This window comes from Nocardioides marmoriginsengisoli, assembly GCF_003725695.1.
Lineage (GTDB): Bacteria > Actinomycetota > Actinomycetes > Propionibacteriales > Nocardioidaceae > Marmoricola > Marmoricola marmoriginsengisoli.
In genome coordinates this window covers 1,610,851-1,632,382 of record NZ_RJSE01000007.1, presented here as the reverse complement: position 1 = coordinate 1,632,382, position 21,532 = coordinate 1,610,851, and the positions used below count along the sequence as shown (strand labels likewise).

The 21,532-nt window shown below is 70.6% G+C and carries 23 protein-coding genes; 6 read left to right on the top strand and 17 right to left on the bottom strand.

Annotated features, from left to right (window positions below; all coding sequences use genetic code 11):
• Window positions 1-25: 25 nt before the first annotated feature.
• Entirely contained in the window at window positions 26-943 is a 918-nt protein-coding gene (locus EFK50_RS16350; protein WP_123228552.1) for a co-chaperone YbbN, read from the bottom strand.
• 16 nt (window positions 944-959) lie between these two features.
• Here EFK50_RS16350 and EFK50_RS16345 point away from each other — a divergent pair, with 16 nt between their 5' ends.
• Window positions 960-3,116, top strand: coding sequence for an ATP-binding protein (locus EFK50_RS16345; protein ID WP_183407866.1), 2,157 nt, complete (start codon window positions 960-962; stop codon window positions 3,114-3,116).
• Here the strand turns inward: EFK50_RS16345 and icmA are convergent.
• The 8 genes from icmA to EFK50_RS16310 form a co-directional block, all read right to left on the bottom strand.
• The gene (gene icmA, locus EFK50_RS16340; protein ID WP_123228550.1) at window positions 3,113-4,813 is read right to left on the bottom strand and encodes a coenzyme B12-dependent isobutyryl-CoA mutase large subunit; all 1,701 of its coding nucleotides are present in this window, start codon (window positions 4,811-4,813) and stop codon (window positions 3,113-3,115) included. The two genes, EFK50_RS16345 and icmA, sit on opposite strands and share 4 nt — an antisense overlap.
• A 52-nt stretch (window positions 4,814-4,865) precedes the next feature.
• Window positions 4,866-5,351, bottom strand: coding sequence for a MarR family winged helix-turn-helix transcriptional regulator (locus EFK50_RS16335; protein ID WP_246004180.1), 486 nt, complete (start codon window positions 5,349-5,351; stop codon window positions 4,866-4,868).
• A 1-nt stretch (window position 5,352) separates the two neighbouring features.
• On the bottom strand, window positions 5,353-5,877 hold the full coding sequence (locus EFK50_RS16330) for a PH domain-containing protein (protein WP_123228549.1): 525 nt from the start codon (window positions 5,875-5,877) through the stop codon (window positions 5,353-5,355).
• Between the two features lie 11 nt (window positions 5,878-5,888).
• A complete protein-coding gene (locus EFK50_RS22265; RefSeq protein ID WP_183407865.1) occupies window positions 5,889-6,062 on the bottom strand; it encodes a hypothetical protein in 174 nt (57 codons plus the stop codon).
• 117 nt (window positions 6,063-6,179) lie between these two features.
• Window positions 6,180-6,677, bottom strand: coding sequence for a VOC family protein (locus EFK50_RS16325; protein ID WP_123228548.1), 498 nt, complete (start codon window positions 6,675-6,677; stop codon window positions 6,180-6,182).
• 1 nt (window position 6,678) lies between these two features.
• Window positions 6,679-7,500 carry an SDR family NAD(P)-dependent oxidoreductase gene (locus tag EFK50_RS16320; RefSeq protein ID WP_123228547.1) on the bottom strand — a complete coding sequence of 274 codons (822 nt, stop codon included), beginning with the start codon at window positions 7,498-7,500 and terminating at the stop codon, window positions 6,679-6,681.
• Window positions 7,501-7,510: 10 nt separating this feature from the next.
• Window positions 7,511-8,476, bottom strand: coding sequence for a methylmalonyl Co-A mutase-associated GTPase MeaB (meaB, locus tag EFK50_RS16315; protein WP_123228546.1), 966 nt, complete (start codon window positions 8,474-8,476; stop codon window positions 7,511-7,513).
• On the bottom strand, window positions 8,477-9,667 hold the full coding sequence (locus EFK50_RS16310) for an acetyl-CoA C-acetyltransferase (protein ID WP_123228545.1): 1,191 nt from the start codon (window positions 9,665-9,667) through the stop codon (window positions 8,477-8,479). It abuts the gene before it with no gap.
• Window positions 9,668-9,852: 185 nt separating this feature from the next.
• On the opposite strand from EFK50_RS16310, the gene EFK50_RS16305 reads away from it, so the two are divergent.
• The gene (locus EFK50_RS16305) at window positions 9,853-10,761 is read left to right on the top strand and encodes a class I SAM-dependent methyltransferase (protein ID WP_123228544.1); all 909 of its coding nucleotides are present in this window, start codon (window positions 9,853-9,855) and stop codon (window positions 10,759-10,761) included.
• 3 nt (window positions 10,762-10,764) lie between these two features.
• Here EFK50_RS16305 and EFK50_RS16300 read toward each other — a convergent pair whose 3' ends face one another.
• The 6 genes from EFK50_RS16300 to EFK50_RS16280 are packed head-to-tail and all read right to left on the bottom strand — an operon-like array spanning window position 10,765 to window position 15,710.
• Window positions 10,765-11,193, bottom strand: coding sequence for a VOC family protein (locus EFK50_RS16300; RefSeq protein ID WP_123228543.1), 429 nt, complete (start codon window positions 11,191-11,193; stop codon window positions 10,765-10,767).
• A gap of 1 nt (window position 11,194) precedes the next feature.
• On the bottom strand, window positions 11,195-11,347 hold the full coding sequence (locus EFK50_RS22260; protein WP_183407864.1) for a hypothetical protein: 153 nt from the start codon (window positions 11,345-11,347) through the stop codon (window positions 11,195-11,197).
• Window positions 11,348-11,349: 2 nt separating this feature from the next.
• A complete protein-coding gene (locus EFK50_RS16295; RefSeq protein WP_123228542.1) occupies window positions 11,350-12,552 on the bottom strand; it encodes a hypothetical protein in 1,203 nt (400 codons plus the stop codon).
• Window positions 12,546-13,763 carry an MBOAT family O-acyltransferase gene (locus EFK50_RS16290; RefSeq protein WP_123228541.1) on the bottom strand — a complete coding sequence of 406 codons (1,218 nt, stop codon included), beginning with the start codon at window positions 13,761-13,763 and terminating at the stop codon, window positions 12,546-12,548. Before EFK50_RS16290 ends, EFK50_RS16295 begins: the two co-directional genes overlap by 7 nt.
• The gene (locus EFK50_RS16285) at window positions 13,756-15,459 is read right to left on the bottom strand and encodes an HAD-IIIC family phosphatase (protein WP_183407863.1); all 1,704 of its coding nucleotides are present in this window, start codon (window positions 15,457-15,459) and stop codon (window positions 13,756-13,758) included. Before EFK50_RS16285 ends, EFK50_RS16290 begins: the two co-directional genes overlap by 8 nt.
• Window positions 15,460-15,473: 14 nt before the next feature.
• Complete coding sequence (locus EFK50_RS16280) at window positions 15,474-15,710, bottom strand: acyl carrier protein (RefSeq protein ID WP_123228539.1); 237 nt, start codon at window positions 15,708-15,710, stop codon at window positions 15,474-15,476.
• Between the two features lie 116 nt (window positions 15,711-15,826).
• Between EFK50_RS16280 and mce the strand changes: the two genes are divergently transcribed.
• The 3 genes from mce (at window position 15,827) to EFK50_RS16265 (ending at window position 19,164) form a co-directional block, all read left to right on the top strand.
• Window positions 15,827-16,300, top strand: a complete 474-nt coding sequence (gene mce, locus EFK50_RS16275) for a methylmalonyl-CoA epimerase (RefSeq protein WP_123228538.1) — start codon at window positions 15,827-15,829, stop codon at window positions 16,298-16,300.
• Between the two features lie 115 nt (window positions 16,301-16,415).
• Window positions 16,416-17,753 (top strand): crotonyl-CoA carboxylase/reductase, encoded by a 1,338-nt coding sequence (ccrA, locus tag EFK50_RS16270; protein WP_123228537.1) that lies wholly within the window; start codon window positions 16,416-16,418, stop codon window positions 17,751-17,753.
• A 163-nt stretch (window positions 17,754-17,916) separates the two neighbouring features.
• A complete protein-coding gene (locus EFK50_RS16265; RefSeq protein WP_123228536.1) occupies window positions 17,917-19,164 on the top strand; it encodes a hypothetical protein in 1,248 nt (415 codons plus the stop codon).
• Here the strand turns inward: EFK50_RS16265 and EFK50_RS16260 are convergent.
• Window positions 19,161-20,138, bottom strand: a complete 978-nt coding sequence (locus EFK50_RS16260; RefSeq protein WP_123228535.1) for an EamA family transporter — start codon at window positions 20,136-20,138, stop codon at window positions 19,161-19,163. The genes EFK50_RS16265 and EFK50_RS16260 overlap by 4 nt on opposite strands.
• Before the next feature lie 39 nt (window positions 20,139-20,177).
• On the opposite strand from EFK50_RS16260, the gene EFK50_RS16255 reads away from it, so the two are divergent.
• The gene (locus EFK50_RS16255; protein ID WP_123228534.1) at window positions 20,178-20,711 is read left to right on the top strand and encodes a CGNR zinc finger domain-containing protein; all 534 of its coding nucleotides are present in this window, start codon (window positions 20,178-20,180) and stop codon (window positions 20,709-20,711) included.
• 4 nt (window positions 20,712-20,715) lie between these two features.
• Here EFK50_RS16255 and EFK50_RS16250 read toward each other — a convergent pair whose 3' ends face one another.
• Window positions 20,716-21,525 carry an alpha/beta fold hydrolase gene (locus tag EFK50_RS16250; RefSeq protein ID WP_123228711.1) on the bottom strand — a complete coding sequence of 270 codons (810 nt, stop codon included), beginning with the start codon at window positions 21,523-21,525 and terminating at the stop codon, window positions 20,716-20,718.
• Window positions 21,526-21,532: the final 7 nt, after the last annotated feature.

The following is a 21,532-nucleotide window of genomic DNA, read 5'->3' as shown; positions in this document are numbered from 1 at the left end:
TGAGACCCGCGTAACAACCGCCCCGTCAGAACAGGGCGGACGTCAGGTCCCGCCGAGCCTTCTGCACCCGCGGGTCGTCGTTGCCGACGGCGCCGAAGAGCCCGATCAGGTGGGTCCGGGCGGCGTCGCGATCGGCGTCGGAGGTACGGCCGACCAGGTTGACCAGGCGCACGAAGGCGTCCTCGACGTGCCCGCCGAGCAGGTCCAGGTCGGCCACCATCGTCTGCGCCGCGACGTCGTCCGGGGCAGCCGCGGCAGCGGCACGCGCCTCGTTCAGGTCGACACCCTCGGTGCGCTGGAGCAGTAGCGCCATTGCCAGCCCGGCGGCGGCCTCGGCGTCTCCCCGGTTGGCGTCCACCAGCTTCTGGTACTCCGCGACCGCGCCGGCGATGTCGCCGCGCTCGAGCGCGTCCTGGGCCGGCAGGTAGCGCGGGTCGACGATCTCCTCGCCGGTCTCGGCGTCGACCTCGGCGGCCCGGGGCTGGTGCCGCCCGGCGAAGCCGCTGGTGGTGAGCTGCTGGAGCACCTGGGTGATCGCGGACCGCAGCTCCTCGATCGGGGCCGCGTTCTGGAGCAGCGGCATCGGCCGTCCCTGCGCGACCAGCACCACGAGCGGTACCGACGGGATCTGCATCGCCTTCGCGATCTGCGGGTTGGCGTCGATGTCGACCCGGCCCAGCAGGAACCGGCCCTCGAACTCGTTGGAGAGCAGCTGGAGGTCGTCGGCGAGCTGCATGCTCTCCGGGGACCGGGAGCTCGAGAAGAAGGCGAGCAGGACCGCCGCGGACATCGAGCTCTCCAGGACGGTCTGGAAGTTCGCCTCGTCGACGACGACGGTGTAGGCACCGCTGACCCCGGGGGCACCGGTGGCACCGCCGGCGGGCGGCGCCTGGAGCCCGGCGAGGTCGACGGCACCGGGACGGGAGAAGGGCTGCTGCGTCATGGCTCCATTGTGTCCGATGCCGGTTGCGGATCTCACTCAGGTCGGCGCGGGCGGTGCCGATCGGACCTTCGTGACCAGTGCGGGGGCAGGCACGAGGGAACCGACGTGGGGAGGTCGGGCGCTCCGCCTTGCCGTCGGGACGACGCTCTTCGTCCTCGCCGGCTACCTCGGCCGGGCGACCGTGATCGGCGGCCAGGGGATCAGCCTGATCTGGCCGGCTATCGGCATCGCGGGACTGTGGATCGCCAGCGGCAACCGGCGGACCTGGCCCGCGGACCTGCTGGCCCTGTCGATCTCGATCGTGGTCGTCACGACGACGACCGGCGCCACGCTGCCCCGGGCCGGGATCTTCCTCGCCACCAACCTGACCCAGGTCCTGGTCTTCGTGGCGCTCACCCGGCTCTGGACCCCGCACCTCTGGGGCCTCGGCGGCACCGAGCAGCTGCACCGGCTGGTGGACCTGGGCCGGCTCACCCTGGCCGCCGGCCTCTCCGGCGTGGCCGGGCTGACCACGGCGTTCGTCGGCTCCGCGGCCCTGCTCGGGGTCACCCTCGACCCCCTCACCCTGGCGGTCTGGTGGGGGCGCAACACGGTGGCGCTGATCGTGATCACGGTCCTCAGCATCCTGGCCGGACGGCCGCTGGCCCGGGCAGGCGGCCCGGCGGCCGCGGCGCGGTCCGTGCGGGAGGCCCTCCGTCCGTCCTCCCGGCGACGCCTGCTGGAGGCGGTCGCGCTGCTCGCGCTGACGGTGGTGCTCTCGTTCCTGATCTTCAGCGACCCCACCGGGCGGCCGCTGTCGTTCCTGCTCCTGGTGATGTCGGTCTGGGCCGGGCTGCGCTTCGGACCGGTCGTGGTGACCGTCCACGGCGTCGTGATGGGCATCTGCGGGATCGCGTTCACCCTCGCCGGTGACGGGCCGTTCGCCGCCGTGGGCTCGATCCACTACCGAGCCCTGGTGGCGCAGGCCTTCGTCGCGATGACGGTCCTGACCGGCCTCGCCCTCGCCTTCAGCCGGGCCGAGCGGGATGCCGCCAACGTCGAGCTGGCTGCTGCCCGACGGGCCGCCGACGAACGGGCCCAGCTCCTCGACGCCGTGCTCGAGTCGATGCAGGAGGGGGTGGTCGTCGTCGAGGACGGCGGTCGCCTACTCCTGCACAACTCCGCCAGCCGGGAGCTGGCCGGCCTGCTCGACGAGGTCCCGGACCACGTCCGCGGCGCCTCCGAGTACGGCCTCTTCCACAGCAACGGCCTCCCGCTGAAGGACGAGGAGATGGCCAACGCGCGAGCGCTCGCCGGGGAGACCGTCGCACCGTTCGACGTCCACGTCCGGGCCGCCTCGATCCCGGAGGGACGGGTGCTGGAGATCAGCGGTCAGCCGCTGCTCTCCGACGACCCGGCGGTCCCGCGCCGCGCGATGGTCAACCTCCGCGACGTCACCCTGGAGCGCCAGCACCGCGACACCCTGGCCTCGTTCGCCGGGGTGGTCGCCCACGACCTCTTCAACCCGCTCTCGGTGCTGGGCGGCTGGACCGAGGCGCTGGCCGACGAGTTCTCCCGGGGCCCGGTCTCCCCCGTCGTCGGCGAGGTGATGGTGACTCGGATCGATCGCGCGGCCACCCACATGCGGGACTTCATCGCCGACCTGATGTCCTACACGATCGCCCGCGACCAGTCGCTCCGCTACGGCCCCGTCGACGTCACCGCGACCGTCCGCGCCCTCGCCGCGATGCGTTCCGACGGCCCGTCCGCACCGCTGATCGCGGTCGCCGACGGGCTCCGGGTCTGGGCCGACGCCGGCCTGGTGCGGCAGCTGCTGGACAACCTGATCGGCAACGCCCTCAAGTACGTCGGCCCCGGCGTCCGCCCGGTCGTCGAGGTGTCCGGCGAGGTGATCGGCGACTGGCTGGAGCTCCGCGTGGTGGACAACGGGATCGGCATCCCGGAGCACCAGCGCGAGGAGGTCTTCGAGACCTTCCACCGTGCGCACGGGGACGGCTTCCACGGGACCGGCCTCGGCCTGGCGATCTGCCGGCGGATCGTGGACCGGCACGGCGGCACGATCCACGTCGTGGGCGCCCCGCGCGGGACCGGCAGCACCTTCGTGTTCCGGCTCCCCCGGCTGGCCGTGCTCGCCGGCGCACCGGCCGTGCCCAGTCAGGAGCAGAAGGTCTAGAAGCGGGCCGGCTCCCGGTACTCGCCCCACTCCACCCGGAGCGCGTCGCAGATCTCGCTGAGCGTCGCCTCGGCGCGGCAGGCGTCGAGCATCGCCGGGATCATGTTGCCGCCCTCGCGGGCCACCACCAGCATCCGCTCGAGGGCCGCGCCGATCACCGCCGCGTCCCGGTCGGCTTTGCGGGCCCGGAGCTCGCGGACCTGCTCGATCTCGACCTCGTGCGAGACCCGGAGGATCTCCAGGTCGTGGGTGACCGAGTCCAGGTGCACGTTGACCCCGACGACCTTCTTGTCACCCTTCTCCAGCGCCTTCTGGTAGACGAAGGCCGCCTCCGCGATCTCGGACATGAACCAGCCGTCCTCGATCCCGCGGAGCAGGCCCTGGGTGATCGGCTTCTCGCCGTTCGCGGTAGCTGCGGCGAGGCCGGCGTGGTCGGTCGCCTTCAGCGAGGAGCCGCCGAGGGACAGGATCTTCTCGAAGATCGCGTTCGCCTCGGCCTCGATCTGGTCGGTCAGCGCCTCGACGTACCAGGAGCCGCCGAGCGGGTCGGCGACGTTGATGACGCCGGTCTCCTCCATGATCACCTGCTGGGTGCGCAGCGCGATCTCGGCCGCCTGCTCGCTCGGCAGGGCAAGGGTCTCGTCGAGGGCGTTGGTGTGCAGCGAGTTGGTGCCGCCGAGGACGCCGGCGAGGGCCTCGACCGCGGTCCGGACGACGTTGTTGTACGGCTGCTGGGCGGTCAGCGAGACGCCCGCGGTCTGGGTGTGGAACCGCATCCACTGCGCCTTCTCGGTCTTCGCGCCGTAGACGTCGCGCATCCAGGTCGCCCAGATCCGGCGGGCGGCGCGGAACTTCGCGATCTCCTCGAAGAAGTCCAGGTGGCTGTCGAAGAAGAAGCTCAGGCCGGGGCCGAAGACGTCGACGTCCAGGCCGCGCTCCAGGCCGAGCTCGACGTACCCGAACCCGTCGGCCAGGGTGAAGGCGAGCTCCTGCGCGGCCGTCGAGCCGGCCTCGCGGATGTGGTAGCCGGAGACCGAGAGCGGCTTGTACGCCGGGATGTTCTCCGCGCAGTACTCCATCAGGTCGCCGATCAGGCGCAGGTGCGGCTCGGGCCCGAAGATCCACTCCTTCTGGGCGATGTACTCCTTGAAGATGTCGGTCTGCAGGGTGCCGTTGAGCTCACCGGTCTCGACCCCGGCCCGCTCGGCCGCGACCAGCATCATGCAGAAGATCGGTACGGCGGGCCCGCTGATCGTCATCGACGTGGTGGTGGCGCCGAGGTCGATGCCGTCGAAGAGCACCTCCATGTCGGCGGCCGAGTCGATCGCCACCCCGCAGTGGCCGACCTCGCCGAGCGAGCGCGGGTCGTCGGAGTCGCGGCCCATCAGGGTCGGCATGTCGAACGCGACCGAGAGGCCGCCGCCGCCGCGGCCGAGGATCATCTTGTAGCGCTCGTTGGTCTGCTGGGCGTTGCCGAAGCCGGCGAACTGCCGGATCGTCCAGGTCCGGGCGCGCTGCCCGGCCGCGTAGAGGCCGCGGGTGAACGGGAACTCGCCAGGCCACTCGGAGTCCTCGGTCCCGTACGCCGGCTCGACCTCCATCCCGGAGAGAGTCGTGAAGTCGGCATCGCGGAGGCGCGAAGCGGCGTACCGTTCTTGCCACCGGGAGCGGGCGGAGTTCTCTCCAGAGTGTTCCATAGCAAGATAGTAGGACACCCAACTAAATTTGGGAAGCCCCGGGAGAACCGCCCTAGAAGTCGCCCGCCGCCTCCCGGACCGGGCGGAGCAGCTCGGAGACCTGGCGCAGGTCCGGCTCCTCCAGCGCCGCCACCCCGAAGCCGGCGGCCAGCAGGTCCGCCGTGGCGACCTCGACCAGCTCGCGGCCGGCGGGGGTGATCTCCGCCAGCACCGCGCGCCGGTCCACCGGGTGCGGGCGCCGGCGGACCAGGCCCGCGGACTCCAGCCGGTCCACGATCGGGGTGACCGAGGTCGGGTGCACCTGGAGCCGCTCCCCCATCTTCCCGAGCGGCAACGAGCCGGCCGAGGTGAACGAGAGCAGCACCAGCGCCTCGTAGCGGGCGAAGGTCAGGTCGTGCGGCCGCAGCAGCGCGTCGAGCCGGGAGAGCACCAGCTGGTGCACCCGCATCAGCGAGGTGACCGCGTGCATCTCCGGCACGCCCGTCCAGCGCAGCCCCCACTGCCGGGCCGCCTCGTCGATCGGATCGAAGTCGAGCACGTCAGTTCACCTTGGGCCCGCGCAGGCCGGAGCGCTGCACCACGCGCTGGATGGCCAGGTCGCGCTGGTCGGGGGCACCCACGAACCGGATCTCCCGCAGGCCCTGGTCCTGGGCCGCGGACTCGAAGGTGAAGTGGCCGTAGCCCAGCACCCGGCCGGTCATCGGCTTCACCACGGTGATGTCCAGGATCCTGCCCAGCGGCATCGTGGCCAGCGAGCGGGAGAGCACCCCGTTGACCCGGAAGACCCGCATGTTGGTGATCACGAACCGGTCCAGGTTCGCCGCCAGCGCCCGCCACGCGGCCCAGACCAGCAGGCCGAACCCGAGCAGCATCGGCAACCAGGCGAGCTGGACCGACGCGACCGCCGAGACCACCAGGAAGGCCACGCCGGCGCAGGCGATCAGCGCCGGGACGACGTACACGATCCGGTGCTTGCGGACCTCGTCGACGATCACCTCCCCCTCGTCGCGGAGCAGGTGCCGACCGATGTCGGGGTCGGTGAGGAACCGCGGCAGCACGGCCATGACGGCGCCCCTCAGGACAGGATCGCGTCGAGGAAGTCGATGGTGGCCGAGAAGAGCCGGGTCAGGCCGTCCCACAGGGAGGCCGCACCGTCCTTCGCCACCTCGGCCAGCCCGCTCGGGTCGGTGAACATGTAGTAGCCGATGAACACCACCAGGAGAAGGGGTACCACCTTCTTCAGCGCCATCGCTCTGCTCCCGTTCCGGTCCGTGTCCGACGACCTTCGTGCGCCCGAGTGCGCACAAGTCCCCTCATTTGTACCAATCGGGAACCCGACTATCGGGGAGGCGCGCTCAGCCGCGCGTCACGACTGCGCTTTGATCGCCTCGAAGATCGCCTTCATCTCGGGACCGATCCGGGCGATCTCGACGTACGGGACCCCGTGCGCGGTGCCGTCGATGTAGGCGAAGTCCATCCCGCCGGCCATCATGCTGCCGGCCTGGTGCACCGGGTGCCCGAGCTCCGCCGCAGCCGCCAGCGCCGCCTCCATGTCCTCGACGTCGAAGCAGAGGTGGTGCAGTCCCGGGCCCTTCTCCGCCAGGAACTCGGAGTAGATGGAGGTGCCGCTGACCGGCTGGATCACCTCCAGCTGGAGGTCGCCGACGTAGACGATCGAGACGTGGATGACGAAGTCGGCCGGCTCGCCGCGCAGGGTGCAGTCCTCCGGCGCGAAGCGGATGTCGTTCATCCGGGTCCAGGTGCCGGCGCCGAAGGCGGTGGAGAGGAACGCCTCGGTGGCGGCGATGTCGTCGGTCACCCAGGCGATCTGGGTGACCGGTCCGGTGGCGATGGTCGCGGTCATCTCAGCCCTCCAGCCAGGCGGTGGTCTCGGCGCGCAGACGGTCGCGGACCGAGGCGTCCCGCGCGTCCGCCGACGGCTCGGCGAGCGCGCTCTTGGCGTAGTAGCCGCCGGGGACCAGGTCCGCGGTGGTCAAGGTGTGCACGGTCGTCTCGGCGCCCTGCTCCGGCGTGAGCAGCAGCAGCTTCTCCACCGGCCGCGCGAAGGACCGCAGCTTCGCCAGCACCGGCGTGTTCGCCAGGCCGCCGTCGGCGATCTTGGTCAGCACCTTGCCGGGGTGCACCGAGACCGCCCGCAGGCCGCGGTCGGCGTACTCGCCGCTGAGTCGGGCGGCATCGTGCATCAGCGCGAGCTTGGTGGTCCCGTACGCCTTCCAGGAGCTGTACGGCGCGACGCCGTCGAAGAGGAACTCGTTGCGTCCGCGGGTGTGCAGGTAGGAGACGACGTGCACGATCCGGGCGTCACCGGTCACCGCGCCGGCGCTGAGCACCGCGGGGAGCAGCGCCTCGGTGAGCTGCATCGTGCCGAGGTAGTTGGTCCGCCAGTGGATCTCGTGGCCGTCGAGCAGCTTCGGCTCCTTCCACGTCGCCCGCAGGTCGAGGTGGATGCCGGCGTTGTTGACCAGCGCGTCCAGCGGCCCCGACCCGACCCAGTCTGCGAACGCGGCCACCGACGCGCGGTCGGCCAGGTCGAGCGGGTGCCAGGCGAAGCCGTCCACCGGCGTCGACCGGGTGCTGACCAGGACCTCGTGGCCCAGGTCGCGCAGCGCCCGTGCGGTGGCGAGCCCGATCGAGTCGGGACCGGCACCGGTGACCACGACTCTCATCGGGACTCCTTCACTCCGCGTAGGTGGCGAGCAGCTCGTCCGCAGCAGCGTAGGGGTCCGTGGTTCCGGCCACGACCTGTTCGGCGAGAACGTCCAGCTCGGTGCGGGCGTGCACGTCGCCCCAGCGCTCGCGCAGCGAGGTCACCGCGATCGCCTCGATCTCCTCGCGGGCCCGCAGCGCCCGGCGCCGGGCCAGCTCTCCCGAGTCCCGCAGGTGGGCCAGGTGCGCGTCGATCGCCTCGACCACCTCGTCGACGCCCTCGTCGCGCATCGCCACGGTCTTGAGGATCGGCTGGTTCCAGGAACCCTCGGGGCGCTCACCGAGGGCGAGCATGCCGCGGAGCTCCCGGCGTACGGTGTCGGCGCCGTCGCGGTCCGCCTTGTTGATCACGTAGAGGTCACCGATCTCCAGGATGCCGGCCTTCGCCGCCTGGATGCCGTCACCCATCCCGGGCGCGAGCAGCACCAAGGTGGTGTCGGCCATCGAGGCGATCTCCACCTCGCTCTGCCCGACACCGACGGTCTCGACCAGGATCACGTCGCAACCGGCCGCGTCCAGCACCCGCAGCGCCTGCGGGGCGGCCCAGGAGAGTCCGCCGAGGTGACCGCGGGAGGCCATCGACCGGATGTACACCTCCGGGTCGAGCGCGTGGTCCTGCATCCGGATCCGGTCACCGAGCAGCGCGCCGCCGGAGAACGGGGAGGACGGATCCACCGCCAGGACGCCGACCCGCTTGCCCTGCCTCCGCAGCGCACCGACCAGGGCGTTGGTCGAGGTGGACTTGCCGACCCCGGGCGAGCCGGTGATGCCGACGACGTGGGCGCCGCCGGCCAGGGGGGCGAGCAGCGCCATCACCTCGCGCAGCAGCGGCGAGGCGTCCTCGACCAGCGAGATCAGCCGGGCGACAGAACGAGCGTCCCCGGACCTGGCCTTCGCGACCAGTCCGGGGACGTCTGCTGTCGTTCTGCGGCTCACTTACGCCTTCGGGACGCGCACGATCAGGGCGTCACCCTGACCGCCACCACCGCACAGGGCCGCCGCGCCGATGCCGCCACCGCGGCGCTTCAGCTCGAGCGCCAGGTGCAGCACGACCCGGGCGCCGGACATGCCGACCGGGTGGCCCAGGGCGATCGCGCCGCCGTTGACGTTGATCTTCGACTCGTCCAGGCCGAGCGCGCGGGTGGACTCGATGCCGACCGCGGCGAACGCCTCGTTGAACTCGATCAGGTCGAGGTCGGTCGGGGCGATGCCCTCCTTGTCGCAGGCGAGCTTGGTGGCGTTGGCCGGCTGCAGCTGCAGGCTGGAGTCCGGGCCGGCGACCATGCCGTGCGAACCGATCTCGGCCAGCCACTCCAGGCCCAGCTCCTCGGCCTTGGCCTTGCTCATCACGACGACGGCGCAGGCGCCGTCCGAGATCTGCGAGGCCGAACCGGCGGTGATGGTGCCCTCCTTGGCGAACGCCGCCGGCAGCTTGCCCAGGGACTCGGCGGTGGTGTCGCCGCGGACGCCCTCGTCGGCGGAGACCACGATCGCGTCGCCGCGACGCTGCGGGATCGTCACCGGGACGACCTCCTCGTCGAAGACGCCGTTCTTCCAGGCCTCGGCGGCCTTCTGGTGCGAGGCGGCCGCGAACGCGTCCTGCTCCTCGCGGGTCAGCTTCACGCCCTCGGCGTTGATCTGCTCGGTGAGGCCGCCCATCGCCTGCTTGGTGGCCTGGTCGTAGAGGGCGTCGTACGCCATCGAGTCCACCAGGCTGGTGTCGCCGAACTTGAAGCCCTCACGGGACTTCGGCAGCAGGTGCGGGGCGTTCGTCATCGACTCCATGCCGCCGGCCACGATGATCTCGTGCTCACCGGCGCGGATCATCTGGTCGGCCATCGCGATCGCGTTCAGGCCCGACAGGCAGACCTTGTTGATCGTGATCGACGGGATGTTCGCGGGCAGGCCGCCGGCGAGACCGGCCGCGCGGGCCGGGTTCTGGCCGGCGCCGGCCAGGATGACCTGGCCCATGATCAGGTAGTCGACCTTGTCGGCGGCGACGCCGGCCTTCTCCAGGGCGCCCGCGATGGCGACGCCACCGAGGTCAGCAGCCGAGAGGCTCTTCAGGCCGCCGAGCAGGCGGCCGATCGGCGTACGGGCGCCGGCGACGATGACATTGACGGACATGGGTCCTCCTGAAGGAACGCTCTGACGAGCAAGAAAGGGAACTCCCCGACACTACCCACCGGTCACCGATCTCGGGAGGGGGTCTCGCCCCCGATCGATGTCGTACCGGTCACACGCCCGCACGCCGGCGGGCCGCCGCATGTCGGGGTTGCCTGTCACGGCCGTCGCGGTAGCCTGCACACGCTATGACTGAGACCACAGCCGTCGTCGACAGCCTCCTCGAGAACATCGCCGACCAGTATCCCGTCCATCGCAGCTTCCTCGACCAGGCGATCAGCGGCGCCACCCCCGAGGAGGTGACCCGCCTCTCCGGCTACCTCTCGTTCTGCATGGGCAAGGGCCTGACCCTCGACTACCTCGCGGAGAGCTACCTGACCATCCTCGGCGACACCCTCGAGGAGCAGATCTACTTCCGCGACCACGGCACCTACCGGCACTCGACCTTCGCCGAGGTCGCCGACGCGGTCTACCACGACCGCGAGTACATGGACCGCTACATGTACGGGCTGGCGATCACGAACTTCCTCTGGCCCAACCACGTCGAGATGGCCCGGCTCCTGCACCGCACGATCCCCCGCGACCGCGGCGGTCGCTACCTGGAGGTCGGCCCGGGGCACGGCTTCCTGCTGCTCGACGCGATCGAGACCGGAAGCTTCGACGACTACCTCGGCGTCGACCTCTCCGCCGCGAGCGTGGAGCAGACCCGGACGATCGTCGAGCACTTCCACCCGGGCGCGCCGGCCCGGGTCGAGCTGCGCGACTTCCTGGAGGCCGCCGACCTGGAGGCCGGCTCGTTCGACGCCGTCGTCATGGGCGAGGTTCTCGAGCACGTCGAGCAGCCCGAGGTCTTCCTGCGCCGGATCGCCGAGCTGGCCAAGGACGACGCGTACATCTTCATCACCACCTGCATCAACGCGCCGGCGGTCGACCACATCTTCCTGTGGCGGACCACCGACGAGCTGGAGGAGATGATCACCGGCAGCGGGCTGCGGATCGTGGAGCCGCTCCGGCTGCCCTACGAGGGGAAGACCCTCGAGGAGTCCCGCGAGCAGAACCTGCCGATCAACGTCGCCTACGTGCTGGCCAAGGCCTGACGCTCAGCGCTTCGTGCTCATCAGCTCGACGACCAGGCCGCCGCGGCGCTGCACGAAGGCGATCGTGGTGTCGAAGGTGAGCGCGTGCGTCGGCGGCACCAGCAGCATCGCGTCGTTCTCCAGCTCGCGGGCCAGCGAGGCGTCGAGGTCGTCGACCCAGAAGCACAGGTGATCCAGGCCGCCGCCGCGCTGGAGCCGCGCGGTGATCGGCGACTCGCTGTCCGGCAGCGGGGCGACCAGCTCGATGTCGACACCCTCGGGGAGCCGGATCAGCACGCAGCTGACCCCGAGCCCCGGGTCGTCGGTCGGCCCGATCACGACCTCGCCGCCGGCCTCCTCGAAGCGCCGGATCCCGGCCGCCATCCGCGGCACCACGTAGCCGACGTGGTGCAGCCCCGGGCCGAGCTCCTGGTCCCCGCCGATCGCCGGCATCTCAGTAGCCGCCGTACACGAAGCGGATCGCGGTGCTGGAGGCCCACGCCACCAGGACCACCGCGCCGGCGAGCCCGAGCCCGATGACCAGCTCGATCAGCAACCGCGACGGCAGGCCGGTACGGCGCTCCGTCGGCGTCTTCTCGGGTTCCATCCTCAGCGCCCTTCGCAGGTCGGGTCCCGGTTCCAGGACTTGAGCAGCTTGCAGAGGTCGTCGGCGAGCACGCCCGCCTCCGGCTTCGGGTCGAGCACGTGCACGATGTCCTCGTACTCGGTCTCCGGGACCCGGTCCTGGAGACCTTGCGGGTCGAGGAAGAGGTGCGCGTTGGTCCGGCCCTCGGACGCCTCGGCCAGCATCGCCCGGACTTGGTCGACGTACCGCTTCGCCTCCGGGTGCTGGTAGAACTCGGCGTTGATCGGCGGCATGTAGAAGTACGCGTCCACGCCGGCGCGGTCGACGACGTCCATCATCGCCCGCAGCACGGTGCGGTTGAAGGACGACCGGGAAGCCACCTCGCGGGCCAGGATCGCGAACTGGGCAGCGGTGACGTCACCGGCGGCGTCCTCGACCTCCTGGGACTCCCCGAAGAAGAAGTCCACCGGGCGGCGCAGCCCGAGCTGGGCCAGCTTCGAGAGCTCCGGCGGCTTCGCGTCCTTGATCTCGTGCAGGAAGGACCACCCGGCGGTCTTCTCGGTCAGGTCGACGCCCCAGTCATAGCGGTCGTTGACGACACCGCTGATGCCGGAGAGCACCTTCCACCCGGCGTCGCCGGGGCTCACCAGGGAGGCGACGACCGGCCACAGCGCCGGCTTGTCGACGCTGTGCAGCGCCAGGTTGCCGTCCAGGTAGCCCCACTGCTGCACGGCCAGGTCGTTCATCACCCACACCGGGTTGAGGCTGACGACCACCAGGTCGGGCTTGGACGCGACCGCGCTGGTCAGGGCGCTGAGCTCGTCGGTGAGCCGGATCGCGTCCATGTAGTAGATGTCGGTCGAGATCGGCTTGCCCCCGACCCGGCCGATCTCCTTGGCGGCGACCCCCGGGATGAACGCGCGCTTCCCCAGGCCCTTGCCGAGCAGCTCGGACCCGCCCACCCAGGCGACCCGGAACGAGTTCGGTCGATCCGTCGGACGGAACCCGCGGGTGTCCCCGAACGGGAGCGCGATGTTGCGGGTGGTCTTGGTCGCCAGGCCGTTGTACTTGCCGTCGTCGATGGTGCTGATCTTCCCCGGGAGCACCATCCCGGCCACCACCAGCGCGACCACGGTGACGATCGCGATCCGGAGCAGCGACCAGCGCGTCGGGACGTAGCCGGGCCCCGTCCGGAGCCAGGCGAGCAACCGGTCGACGATCACCACAGCAGCCTCCCGTAGAAGTCGAGGAGCGAGGACAGCTCGAGGCTGAGCAGCGGCAGGCTGAGCAGGTAGAACGCGAAGAACAGCACGTTCGCGCCCACCCGGCGTACCAGCGGGCGGTCCGCGGGGACCGGGTGCCGGGCGATCCACCAGCGGTGCCCGATCAGACCCGCCGAGTGGTACGCACCGAAGATCAGCAGCGAGAAGCTGACGTCGTGCCAGAGCGCGATCACCATCATCGTCGCGACGATGGCGAGGTACTGGGTGCGCGCCCGCATGCCGCCCATCGGCACGAACACGTTGCGCTGGGCGAACCGGGTCAGGCTCATGTGCCAGCTGTTCCAGAAGTCCTGCGGGTTCGTCTTCAGGTACGGGTTGTTGAAGTTCGGTGCCAGCCGGTAGCCGAGGATCCGGGCGCTGCCGATCGCCATGTCGGAGAACCCGGAGAAGTTGAAGTAGAAGTACCAGGCGTACATCGCCAGCTCGAGCCAGTACTCCAGCGGGGACCCGTCGCTGGTGCTCGTCCCGAAGACGCCCTGGCTGCCCCGGAGGACGTAGGCGATGCCGAACACCTTGATCGCGCCCAGGGCGACGGTGAGGATCCCGGCCAGGGTGTCCTGCGGATCCCAGCGCGGCTTCGTCGCCAGCCCGGACTCGATCTCGGTGTACTCGATCACCGGGCCGATCACCAGCACGGACGGGAAGAACGCGAACGAGAACTGCCGCAGCGGCGAGAGCGGCTCGACGATCTCCAGGCGCACCTTGATCAGCTGGTCGACCGCGCGGAAGGTCGCGAAGCTCAGGCCGATCGGCAGGATCAGGCTGCGCACCCGGTCGATCGAGCCGACCCACGGGTTGAGCCAGTCGACCAGCGCGTTGAACTGGATGTTGAACTCGGGTACCGACCAGTCCGCGAACAGCTTCCAGGTCAGCATCGGCGCCAGGGCGAGCCCGATCAGCAGGGTCGTCCACAGCCAGCTGAACCGGCGGTCCCGGAACAGCCGGGCGGCGTGCTGCAAGACGTAGACCAGCAGCCAGAAGAGCACGTAGAACGCGAGCAGCCGCGGCGCGATCAGGAAGGTCAGGTAGACGCCGGTCAGGCCGAGCAGGAGCTGGCGGAACCAGGCCCAGGGCGCGACGTAGTAGAGCGGTACGACGACGACCATCAGGACGAGCAGGTCGGAGAAGTACAGGAACGGATCGCTGTCAAGCATCGCGGAGCACCGTCACGTGGTCCGCCGCCGGGGCGATCGGCAGCACGGCGTCGTACTGACCCTCTCCGGAGCTGCTGAAACCGCGCTCGGTGTAGAAGTCGGCGACCTGGACGTTCTTGGCCGACGGGACGTAGCGTCCGCGCAGCGCGGTGGCTCCGACAGCCGCAGCGTCCTCGGCGATGCACGCCAGGATCGCGTCCTCGACACCGCGGCGCAGTACCCGGCAGCTCATCAGGAAGGTGTCCACGTCCCAGCGCTCCGCGCCGGTCTCCACGATCGCGACCGCGACCAGCCCGTAGCCGCCGAACCGGTCCGACACCTCGGCGGCGTAGACCCGGTGGGTGCCGTCGGCGACCAGGGCGGCCACCTCGGCCTCGTCGCGCCGGATGGTGGTCAGGTTGAACTGGTTGGTCTTGTTGATCAGCTGCGCGACCCGTCCGACGTGCGCCTCGGTCGGCTCGAAGACCCGGACGGTCAGCTCGAGGGACCGCAGGAAGTCCTCGTGCGAGAGCGCACCGGAGGCGGCGGACTTGCGGTCCGCCTCGATCTGCATCATCGCGGTCCGCTCGCGGTCCTCCTGGGAGACCCGGGCGAACCGGAAGGCCTTGAAGCCGGCCGTCAGCTCGGCGATCTCGGAAGCCTCGTCGGTGACCTTGACGACCTCGACACCGGACAGCCGCTGCCGGACCTCGTCCAGCTCGACGTCGTTGTCGTCGATGAAGACGAAGCTGTCGATGCCCAGGTTCAGCTCGGCGGCGATGGCGGCGATGTTGTCGGCCTTGCTGTTCCAGTCGACCCGCTTGGCGGCGAAGCTGGACCGGCCGAGGACCATGTCCCCGGAGCGGTTGTCGAAGACCTCCTCGACGTCCTGCTCGTTGTTCTTGCTCACCATCGCGAGCAGGGCTCCGTTGGCGGCCTGGTAGGCCAGTCCCTGCTGCAGGGCGCGGAAGCCGTTGCCCGGGAAGCTGTCGCCGATCAGGATGCCGTCGGCGCCGTCCTCGCCGACGATCCCGCCCCACAGGGTGTTGTCGGCGTCCACGGCCAGCACCTTCGGCGTCGGCCGGCCCAGCTGGGCGAGCGCCTCGCCGAGGAGCGTGCCGAGGACCTTGGCGAACTCGCTGGTGTAGGGCTGGTGGTACATCAGGTCGTTGCGGGTGTCGTGCGCCCGGGCGCTGCCGTGCTGGCGCTGGAGAGCGGCCAGGTCGACCAGGGTCACCGGCGCCTGACCGATCCCGTCGACGAACGCGGCCACCAGCTGGCCGTGCAGAACGGTCAGCCGCACGCTGGTGCGGGTGTCCAGCGGGTCCAGCCAGGAGAACTCCGGCACCGGCGGGATCGTGGCGACGACCGGTACGCCGGCTGCCGCGGCCTGGGCGACCAGCGCGCCCAGCTGCCGGACGTCGGCGACCAGCGCGGAGGCGTCCCCGGACTCGATCACCCAGATGGTCACGGCGGCCGAGAACACGTCCTCGATCCGCCAGAGCACCAGCAGCCGGTCGAGCGGCTTCTCGAAGCTCGAGGCCGGGTCGAGCAGGGTCTGGTGCACCTGGTTGAAGTCGGCGACCAGCACCTCGGCGGTTGCCGAGTCGCCCAGAACCGATTCCAGGGCCGATTCCAGGGCAGCGCGCAGCGGCCTGACCAGTGGTTGAGGCGTGAAGCTGGCCGTGAGGCCGACCACCGTGCTCGGGTCAGTCACCGTCATCCGCGTTGTCAGATGCCCTCGACGCCCTTGCCGCGGAGAACCGTCCGGGCCAGGCCGATCGAACGCATCTTCATGATCTCCGCGACCTTGAGGCGCACGTCGAACTCGTCCTCGATCAGGGTGACCATCTCCATCGCGGCCAGCGAGTCCCAGGCCGAGGTGTTGGTCGGGCTGGTCTCGTCGTTGAGCTCGGCGACGGGGATCGAGAGTCCCTCCGAGAAAACCTCGAGCAGACGGTCGGACATTCAAGACTCCTGGGGGTCGGCGGAAGCGGCATCAAGGTATCACCGGCACCTAATACTGGTTGTCGGCCTCGTCACAGGTCGTTGAGGTTGGGTCGCCGCACCATGAAGATGTGCCCATGACCACTCCCCTGGGCCTGCCCGACGAACTCTTCCTCTGCATCGACCACGTCGGCGTCGCCGTCCCCGACCTGGACGCCGCGATCGAGCTGTACACGACCGCGTTCGGCATGACGGTCGCGCACCGCGAGGTCAACGAGGAGCAGAAGGTCGAGGAGGCGATGATGCAGATCAACAGGGGCGGAGGCGACGCTGATCTCTCGGGCACCCAGCGGATCCAGCTGCTGGCCCCGCTCAACGACGAGTCGACGATCGCGAAGTTCCTGGACCGTTCCGGCCCGGGCCTCCAGCAGCTGGCCTACCGCGTCACCGACGTCGAGAAGGCCTCCGCGGTGCTGCGCGAGCGCGGCCTGCGCCTCCTGTACGACGCCCCGAAGCGCGGAACCGCCAACAGCCGGATCAACTTCATCCACCCCAAGGACGCCGGCGGGGTCCTGGTGGAGCTGGTCGAGCCGGCCGCCGACGGCCACTGAGGCGCCGGATTACCGGCCACTGAGACGTCGGGCACAGCCCGGCCCACACCACGTGACTCGCGGGTAACATTCGGCCCCGAGTCAGCAAGTAAGCCAGAGAGCAGGAGTTCCTGACGTGCAGCACATTCTCGACGCGATCAACGCGGATGCCTCCAGCGAGGACTTCGCAGCCCTCGCTCTCCCCGAGTCCTACCGGGCCGTGACGGTCCACAAGGACGAGGTCGACATGTTCGAGGGCCAGGAGTCGCGGGACAAGGACCCCCGCAAGTCGCTCCACCTCGACGAGGTCCCGCTCCCCGAGCTCGGCCCGGGCGAGGCCCTGGTCGCGGTGATGGCCAGCTCGATCAACTACAACACCGTCTGGACCTCGATCTTCGAGCCGGTCTCCACCTTCGGCTTCCTGGAGCGCTACGGCCGCGAGTCCGAGCTCTCCAAGCGGCACGACCTGCCGTACCACATCGTCGGCTCGGACCTGTCCGGCGTCGTGCTGGCCACCGGCGCGGGCGTGACCCGGTGGAAGGCCGGCGACCGCGTCGTCGCGCACTGCCTCTCGGTCGAGCTCGAGGCTCCCGACGGCCACAACGACACGATGCTCGACACCTCGCAGCGGATCTGGGGCTTCGAGACCAACTTCGGCGGTCTCGCCGACGTCGCGATGGTCAAGGCCAACCAGCTCATGCCCAAGCCCGAGCACCTCACCTGGGAGGAGTCGGCCTCGCCCGGCCTGGTGAACTCCACCGCCTACCGCCAGCTGGTCTCCTCCAACGGCGGCAACATGAAGCAGGGCGACAACGTCCTCATCTGGGGTGCCTCCGGCGGCCTCGGCGGCTTCGCCACCCAGTACGCGCTCAACGGCGGCGCGAACCCGGTCTGCGTCGTCTCCAACGAGGAGAAGGCCCAGATCGTGCGCAACATGGGCGCCGAGATGGTGATCAACCGCTCCGAGCTCGCTCCGAAGTTCTGGAACGAGGAGGGCACCAAGCAGAACCCGAAGGAGTGGCAGCGCTTCGGCAAGGCAATCCGCGAGCTCACCGGCGGCGAGGACATCGACATCGTCTTCGAGCACCCGGGCCGGGAGACCTTCGGCGCCTCGGTCTACGTCACCCGCAAGGGCGGCACCATCACCACCTGCGCGTCGACCACCGGCTACATGCACGAGTACGACAACCGCTACCTGTGGATGAACCTGAAGAAGATCATCTCCAGCCACTTCGCCAACTACCGCGAGTCGTGGGAGGCCAACCGCCTCATCGCCCAAGGCAAGATCCACCCGACCCTGTCGCGCACCTACAAGCTCGAGGAGACCGGCCAGGCCGCGCTCGACGTGCACCACAACAAGCACCAGGGCAAGGTCGGCGTCCTCTGCCTCTCGCCCGAGGAGGGCCTCGGCGTCAAGAACCCCGAGCTCCGCGCGAAGCACCTCGACAAGATCAACGCCTTCCGCGGCGTCTGATCCCGGCTCGAGCACCCGTCACCGGGGCTCGATCTCCGTCCTGGGACGGAGATCGGGCCCCGTCGGCGTATCCGGACTGTGGTCGGCTTGGGATTCCGGTCCACGATCGGCAAGACTGGGTTCGAGGGGCTAATCGATGCAACCGCCGACCATGAGGGAAACCATGAGTGACGACCGAGGACTGTCCATCTTCGACGAGGCCGCCGACGCGGACGAGCCGACGCAGGTGATCCCCCGGGTCGTCGATCAGAGCACACCGCCGGCACCCGCCGCCGCGAAGCCGGCACCCGCTCCGGCCGCTCCCGTCGCCGCGCCGGCAGCGCCGGCCACCGCGGAGCCCGCCCGCTCGGCGAACGCACCGCTGGTGCCGCCGAAGGCCGCCTCGACGAGTGCCGCCGCACTGCCGCTGGTCCGTCGCGGCGGGTACGACAAGGACGCGGTCGACAAGCACCTGCGCACCATCTCGGCGGAGAAGGCCGGCCTGATCGCGAGCCTGAACGAGGCCCAGGAGAAGGTCCGCGCAGGCCAGGCCGAGAACGCCCGGCTCCAGGAGAAGGCCAGCGAGGTCGAGGCCCCGTCGTACGCCGGTCTCGGCGGCCGGGCGAGCGAGATGCTGCGCCTGGCCGAGGAGCAGGCCGAGGACGTCCTCGGCGAGGCGACCGAGAAGGCCGCCTCGTTGCTGGCCCAGGCCGAGCGCGACGCCGCGGCGGTCCGCGCCCAGGCCGAGAGCGACGCCGACGACATGCGCGTGGTCCAGCTCGGCGAGCTCGACGACCTGCGGATCCGGACGATGGCCGAGATCGAGGCCGAGCGCCGCCGGCTCAAGGCCGACGCCGACGACCACCTCGCGGCCGCCCAGCGCGAGGCCGACCAGTTGCGGCTGGCGACCGAGCAGGCGACCACCGCCCTGCGCACCAGCACCGCCCGCGAGGTCGAGCAGGCCCGGGCCGGCGTCGACCGCGAGGTCAGCGAGGCCCGCCGGGTGATGGCCGTCGAGCGCGAGCGACTGGTCCGCGAGGCGGCGGAGCACCACGAGACCGCCACGACGGAGTCGCACCGGCTGGTCTCCGAGGCGGAGGCCCGCGCGAACGCCGCCGAGGACCGCTCGCGGGAGTCGATCAACGCCGCGAACCTGCACCGCGACAACGCCCAGGCCGAGGCCGACTCGCTGCTCTCCAAGGCCCGCCGGGAGGCCGAGCAGCTGGTCAACGCCGCCAAGAAGGAGGCCGAGAGCCTGCGCAGCTCCGGCCACGCCGAGTCCGAGCGGGCGCTCTCCGCGATCAAGGCCGAAGTGGCCCGGGTCTCCAAGCGCCGCGACGCGATCGTCGCGCAGCTCGGCGCCCTGAAGGACGTCGTCGCCGGCTTCGGCAGCGACGACGACAAGGACGAGGACGAGGCCGAGGAGGCCTAAGCGGCTTCCGCCAGCACCGTGTCCGGCTCCGGGGCGACCTGGAGCCGGACCGTCTGCTTCTCCCCCGCCTTCACCACGATCACGCCGATCAGTACCAAGCCGGCACCGGCGAACTGGATCGCGCCCGGGAGCTGGCGGAGCAGCAGCCAGGCGAAGAGCAGTGCGAAGAGCACCTCGATCAGGGCGACGAATGACGCCACCCGGGAGCCCAGTCGCCGCGAGGCCGCGATACCGCTGACGTACGCGATCGCCCCGGAGAGCAGACCCAGAGCCAGCAGCGGCGCCCAGAACGGAACCGTGGTCCCGGAGTAGTCGACGTCCCGGGTGGAACCGGACAGGTCGAGCACGCCGATCGCGCCGGCACCGATCAGCGTGACCGCCGCGAGCGCGAGCCCACCGCCGGCGAGGACCAGCGGGGGCAGCTCGCTCCGGCGCGCGGAGAGGATGAAGTACACCGCGGCCCCGACCATCGCGAGCAGCGACCAGGAGACACCGGGGATGCTGACGCTCGCCCCCGAGACCACGTCCAGCACCAGCACCAGGCCGAGCACGGCGACCACGGAGCCGAGGATCGTCACCCGCCCGGGACGCTGGCCGTGCCGGAACCAGGCCCAGCCCAGGACGGCCACCGGGGCGGCGTACTCGATCAGCAGGGCGACGCCGACCTCCATGTGCTGGATGGCGTTGAAGTAGGCGAGCTGGCAGCCGGCAACGGCGACCAGTCCGTAGGCCACGAGCGTGCCCAGCTCGGCGCGAAGCAGCGACCAGCGCCCGTCCAGGGCGATCCAGGCCGGGACGAGCAGCACCAGCGCGGCGATGCTCACCCGGGCCGCGACCGCCCCGCCGGCCGACCAGCCCGCGTCCATCAGGCCGCTGCCGAGGGCGCCCGAGGTCCCGAACAACGCCGCGGAGAGCAGCGCCCAGCCCAGGCCGGTAGCGATTCCCTGCGGTGCGTCATGAGTGAACTGCTTCATGGCTCATGACAGTACGGACTCAAGTGGTAATCTGTCAAAATGGTTTTTGCTCATGACACCGAGACGGCGCTGCTGGCTGCCGTCGAGCTGGCGAACTCCGAGCTGGAGCCGGACACCCTGACCCGGGTCGCCGACCTCGACGCGTTCTACGAGCGGCACCAGTACACCGGCGCGCACGAGCGGACCACCGCCGAGCTGGACGCCGTCCGCGCGCTCCGCGGCGACCTGCGTGCCCTGCTGACCTGCACCCGTGACGAGGCGGTGGCGACCGTCAACACGATGCTCACCGAGGCCCAGGCGGTCCCCCAGCTGATCCGGCACGGCGACCTGGACTGGCACATCCACGCGGTCGCGATCTCCGAGCCGCTGGACGTGCGGATCGTGGTCGAGACCGCGATGGCGATGGTCGACGTGATCCGGGCCGACGAGATGTCCCGTCTCGCCGTCTGCGCCGACGAGGACTGCGACGGGGTGGTCCTGGACCTGTCCCGGAACCGCTCCCGGAAGTTCTGCTCGACGACGTGCGGAAACCGCAACGCGGTCGCCGCCTATCGCGCCCGCCAGAGCGGCTGACCCGCTACGCCAGGAACCGCCGCAGCACCTCGAGGAAGACCTCCGGCTGCTCCGAGTGCACCCAGTGCCCGGCGTTCTTGATCGTCACCCGCCGGTTCCGCGGGAACCACCGGTCCATCGCGGGGGCGTACTCGTCCGTGACGTACTCCGAGTTCGCCCCGGCCAGCCAGAGCACCGGGCCGCCGTACGGCGCCGTACCGGCCAGCCCGTCCTCGGGCCAGGAGCTGATCGCCCCCAGGTCGCGGCCGAGTCCCAGCAGGTTGGCCTGCCAGCGCCAGCCGCTCGCCCCGCCGGGGTCGGTCTCGCGGCGCAGGTTCTGGAGCAGGAACGATCGCACCGTCCGGTTCGGCACCGCCGCGGCGAGGGCGTCCTCGGCATCGGCGCGCTGAGCCAGCGCGGCGAGGTCGAGCCCGCGCATCGCCTCGATGTACCCGGCGAACTCACTGGCGCGCTGGTAGGCGACAGGTGCGATGTCGACCACGCAGAGCCGCTCGACCAGCCCGGGATGGCGCAGCGTCAGCGCCATCGCGACCTTGCCGCCCAGCGAGTGCCCCACCAGCGCGACCGGATCGTCACCGGCCAGCTCCCCGGCGATCGTGTCGGCCACCTCGAGGATGTCGAAGCCCCGTCCCCCGGGAGGGCCCTGCGTCCAGGTCGATCGGCCGTGGTCGGGCAGGTCGACGAGCAGCACCCGGTGCTCGACGGCGAGCGCCTTGGCGTGCTGGGTCCAGTTGCGCCCCTGACCGAAGAGGCCGTGCAGGAAGACCACCCGGCTGCCCTGCTCGCCGTACGAGGTGGTGTGCAGCGCGTTCACCACGCCA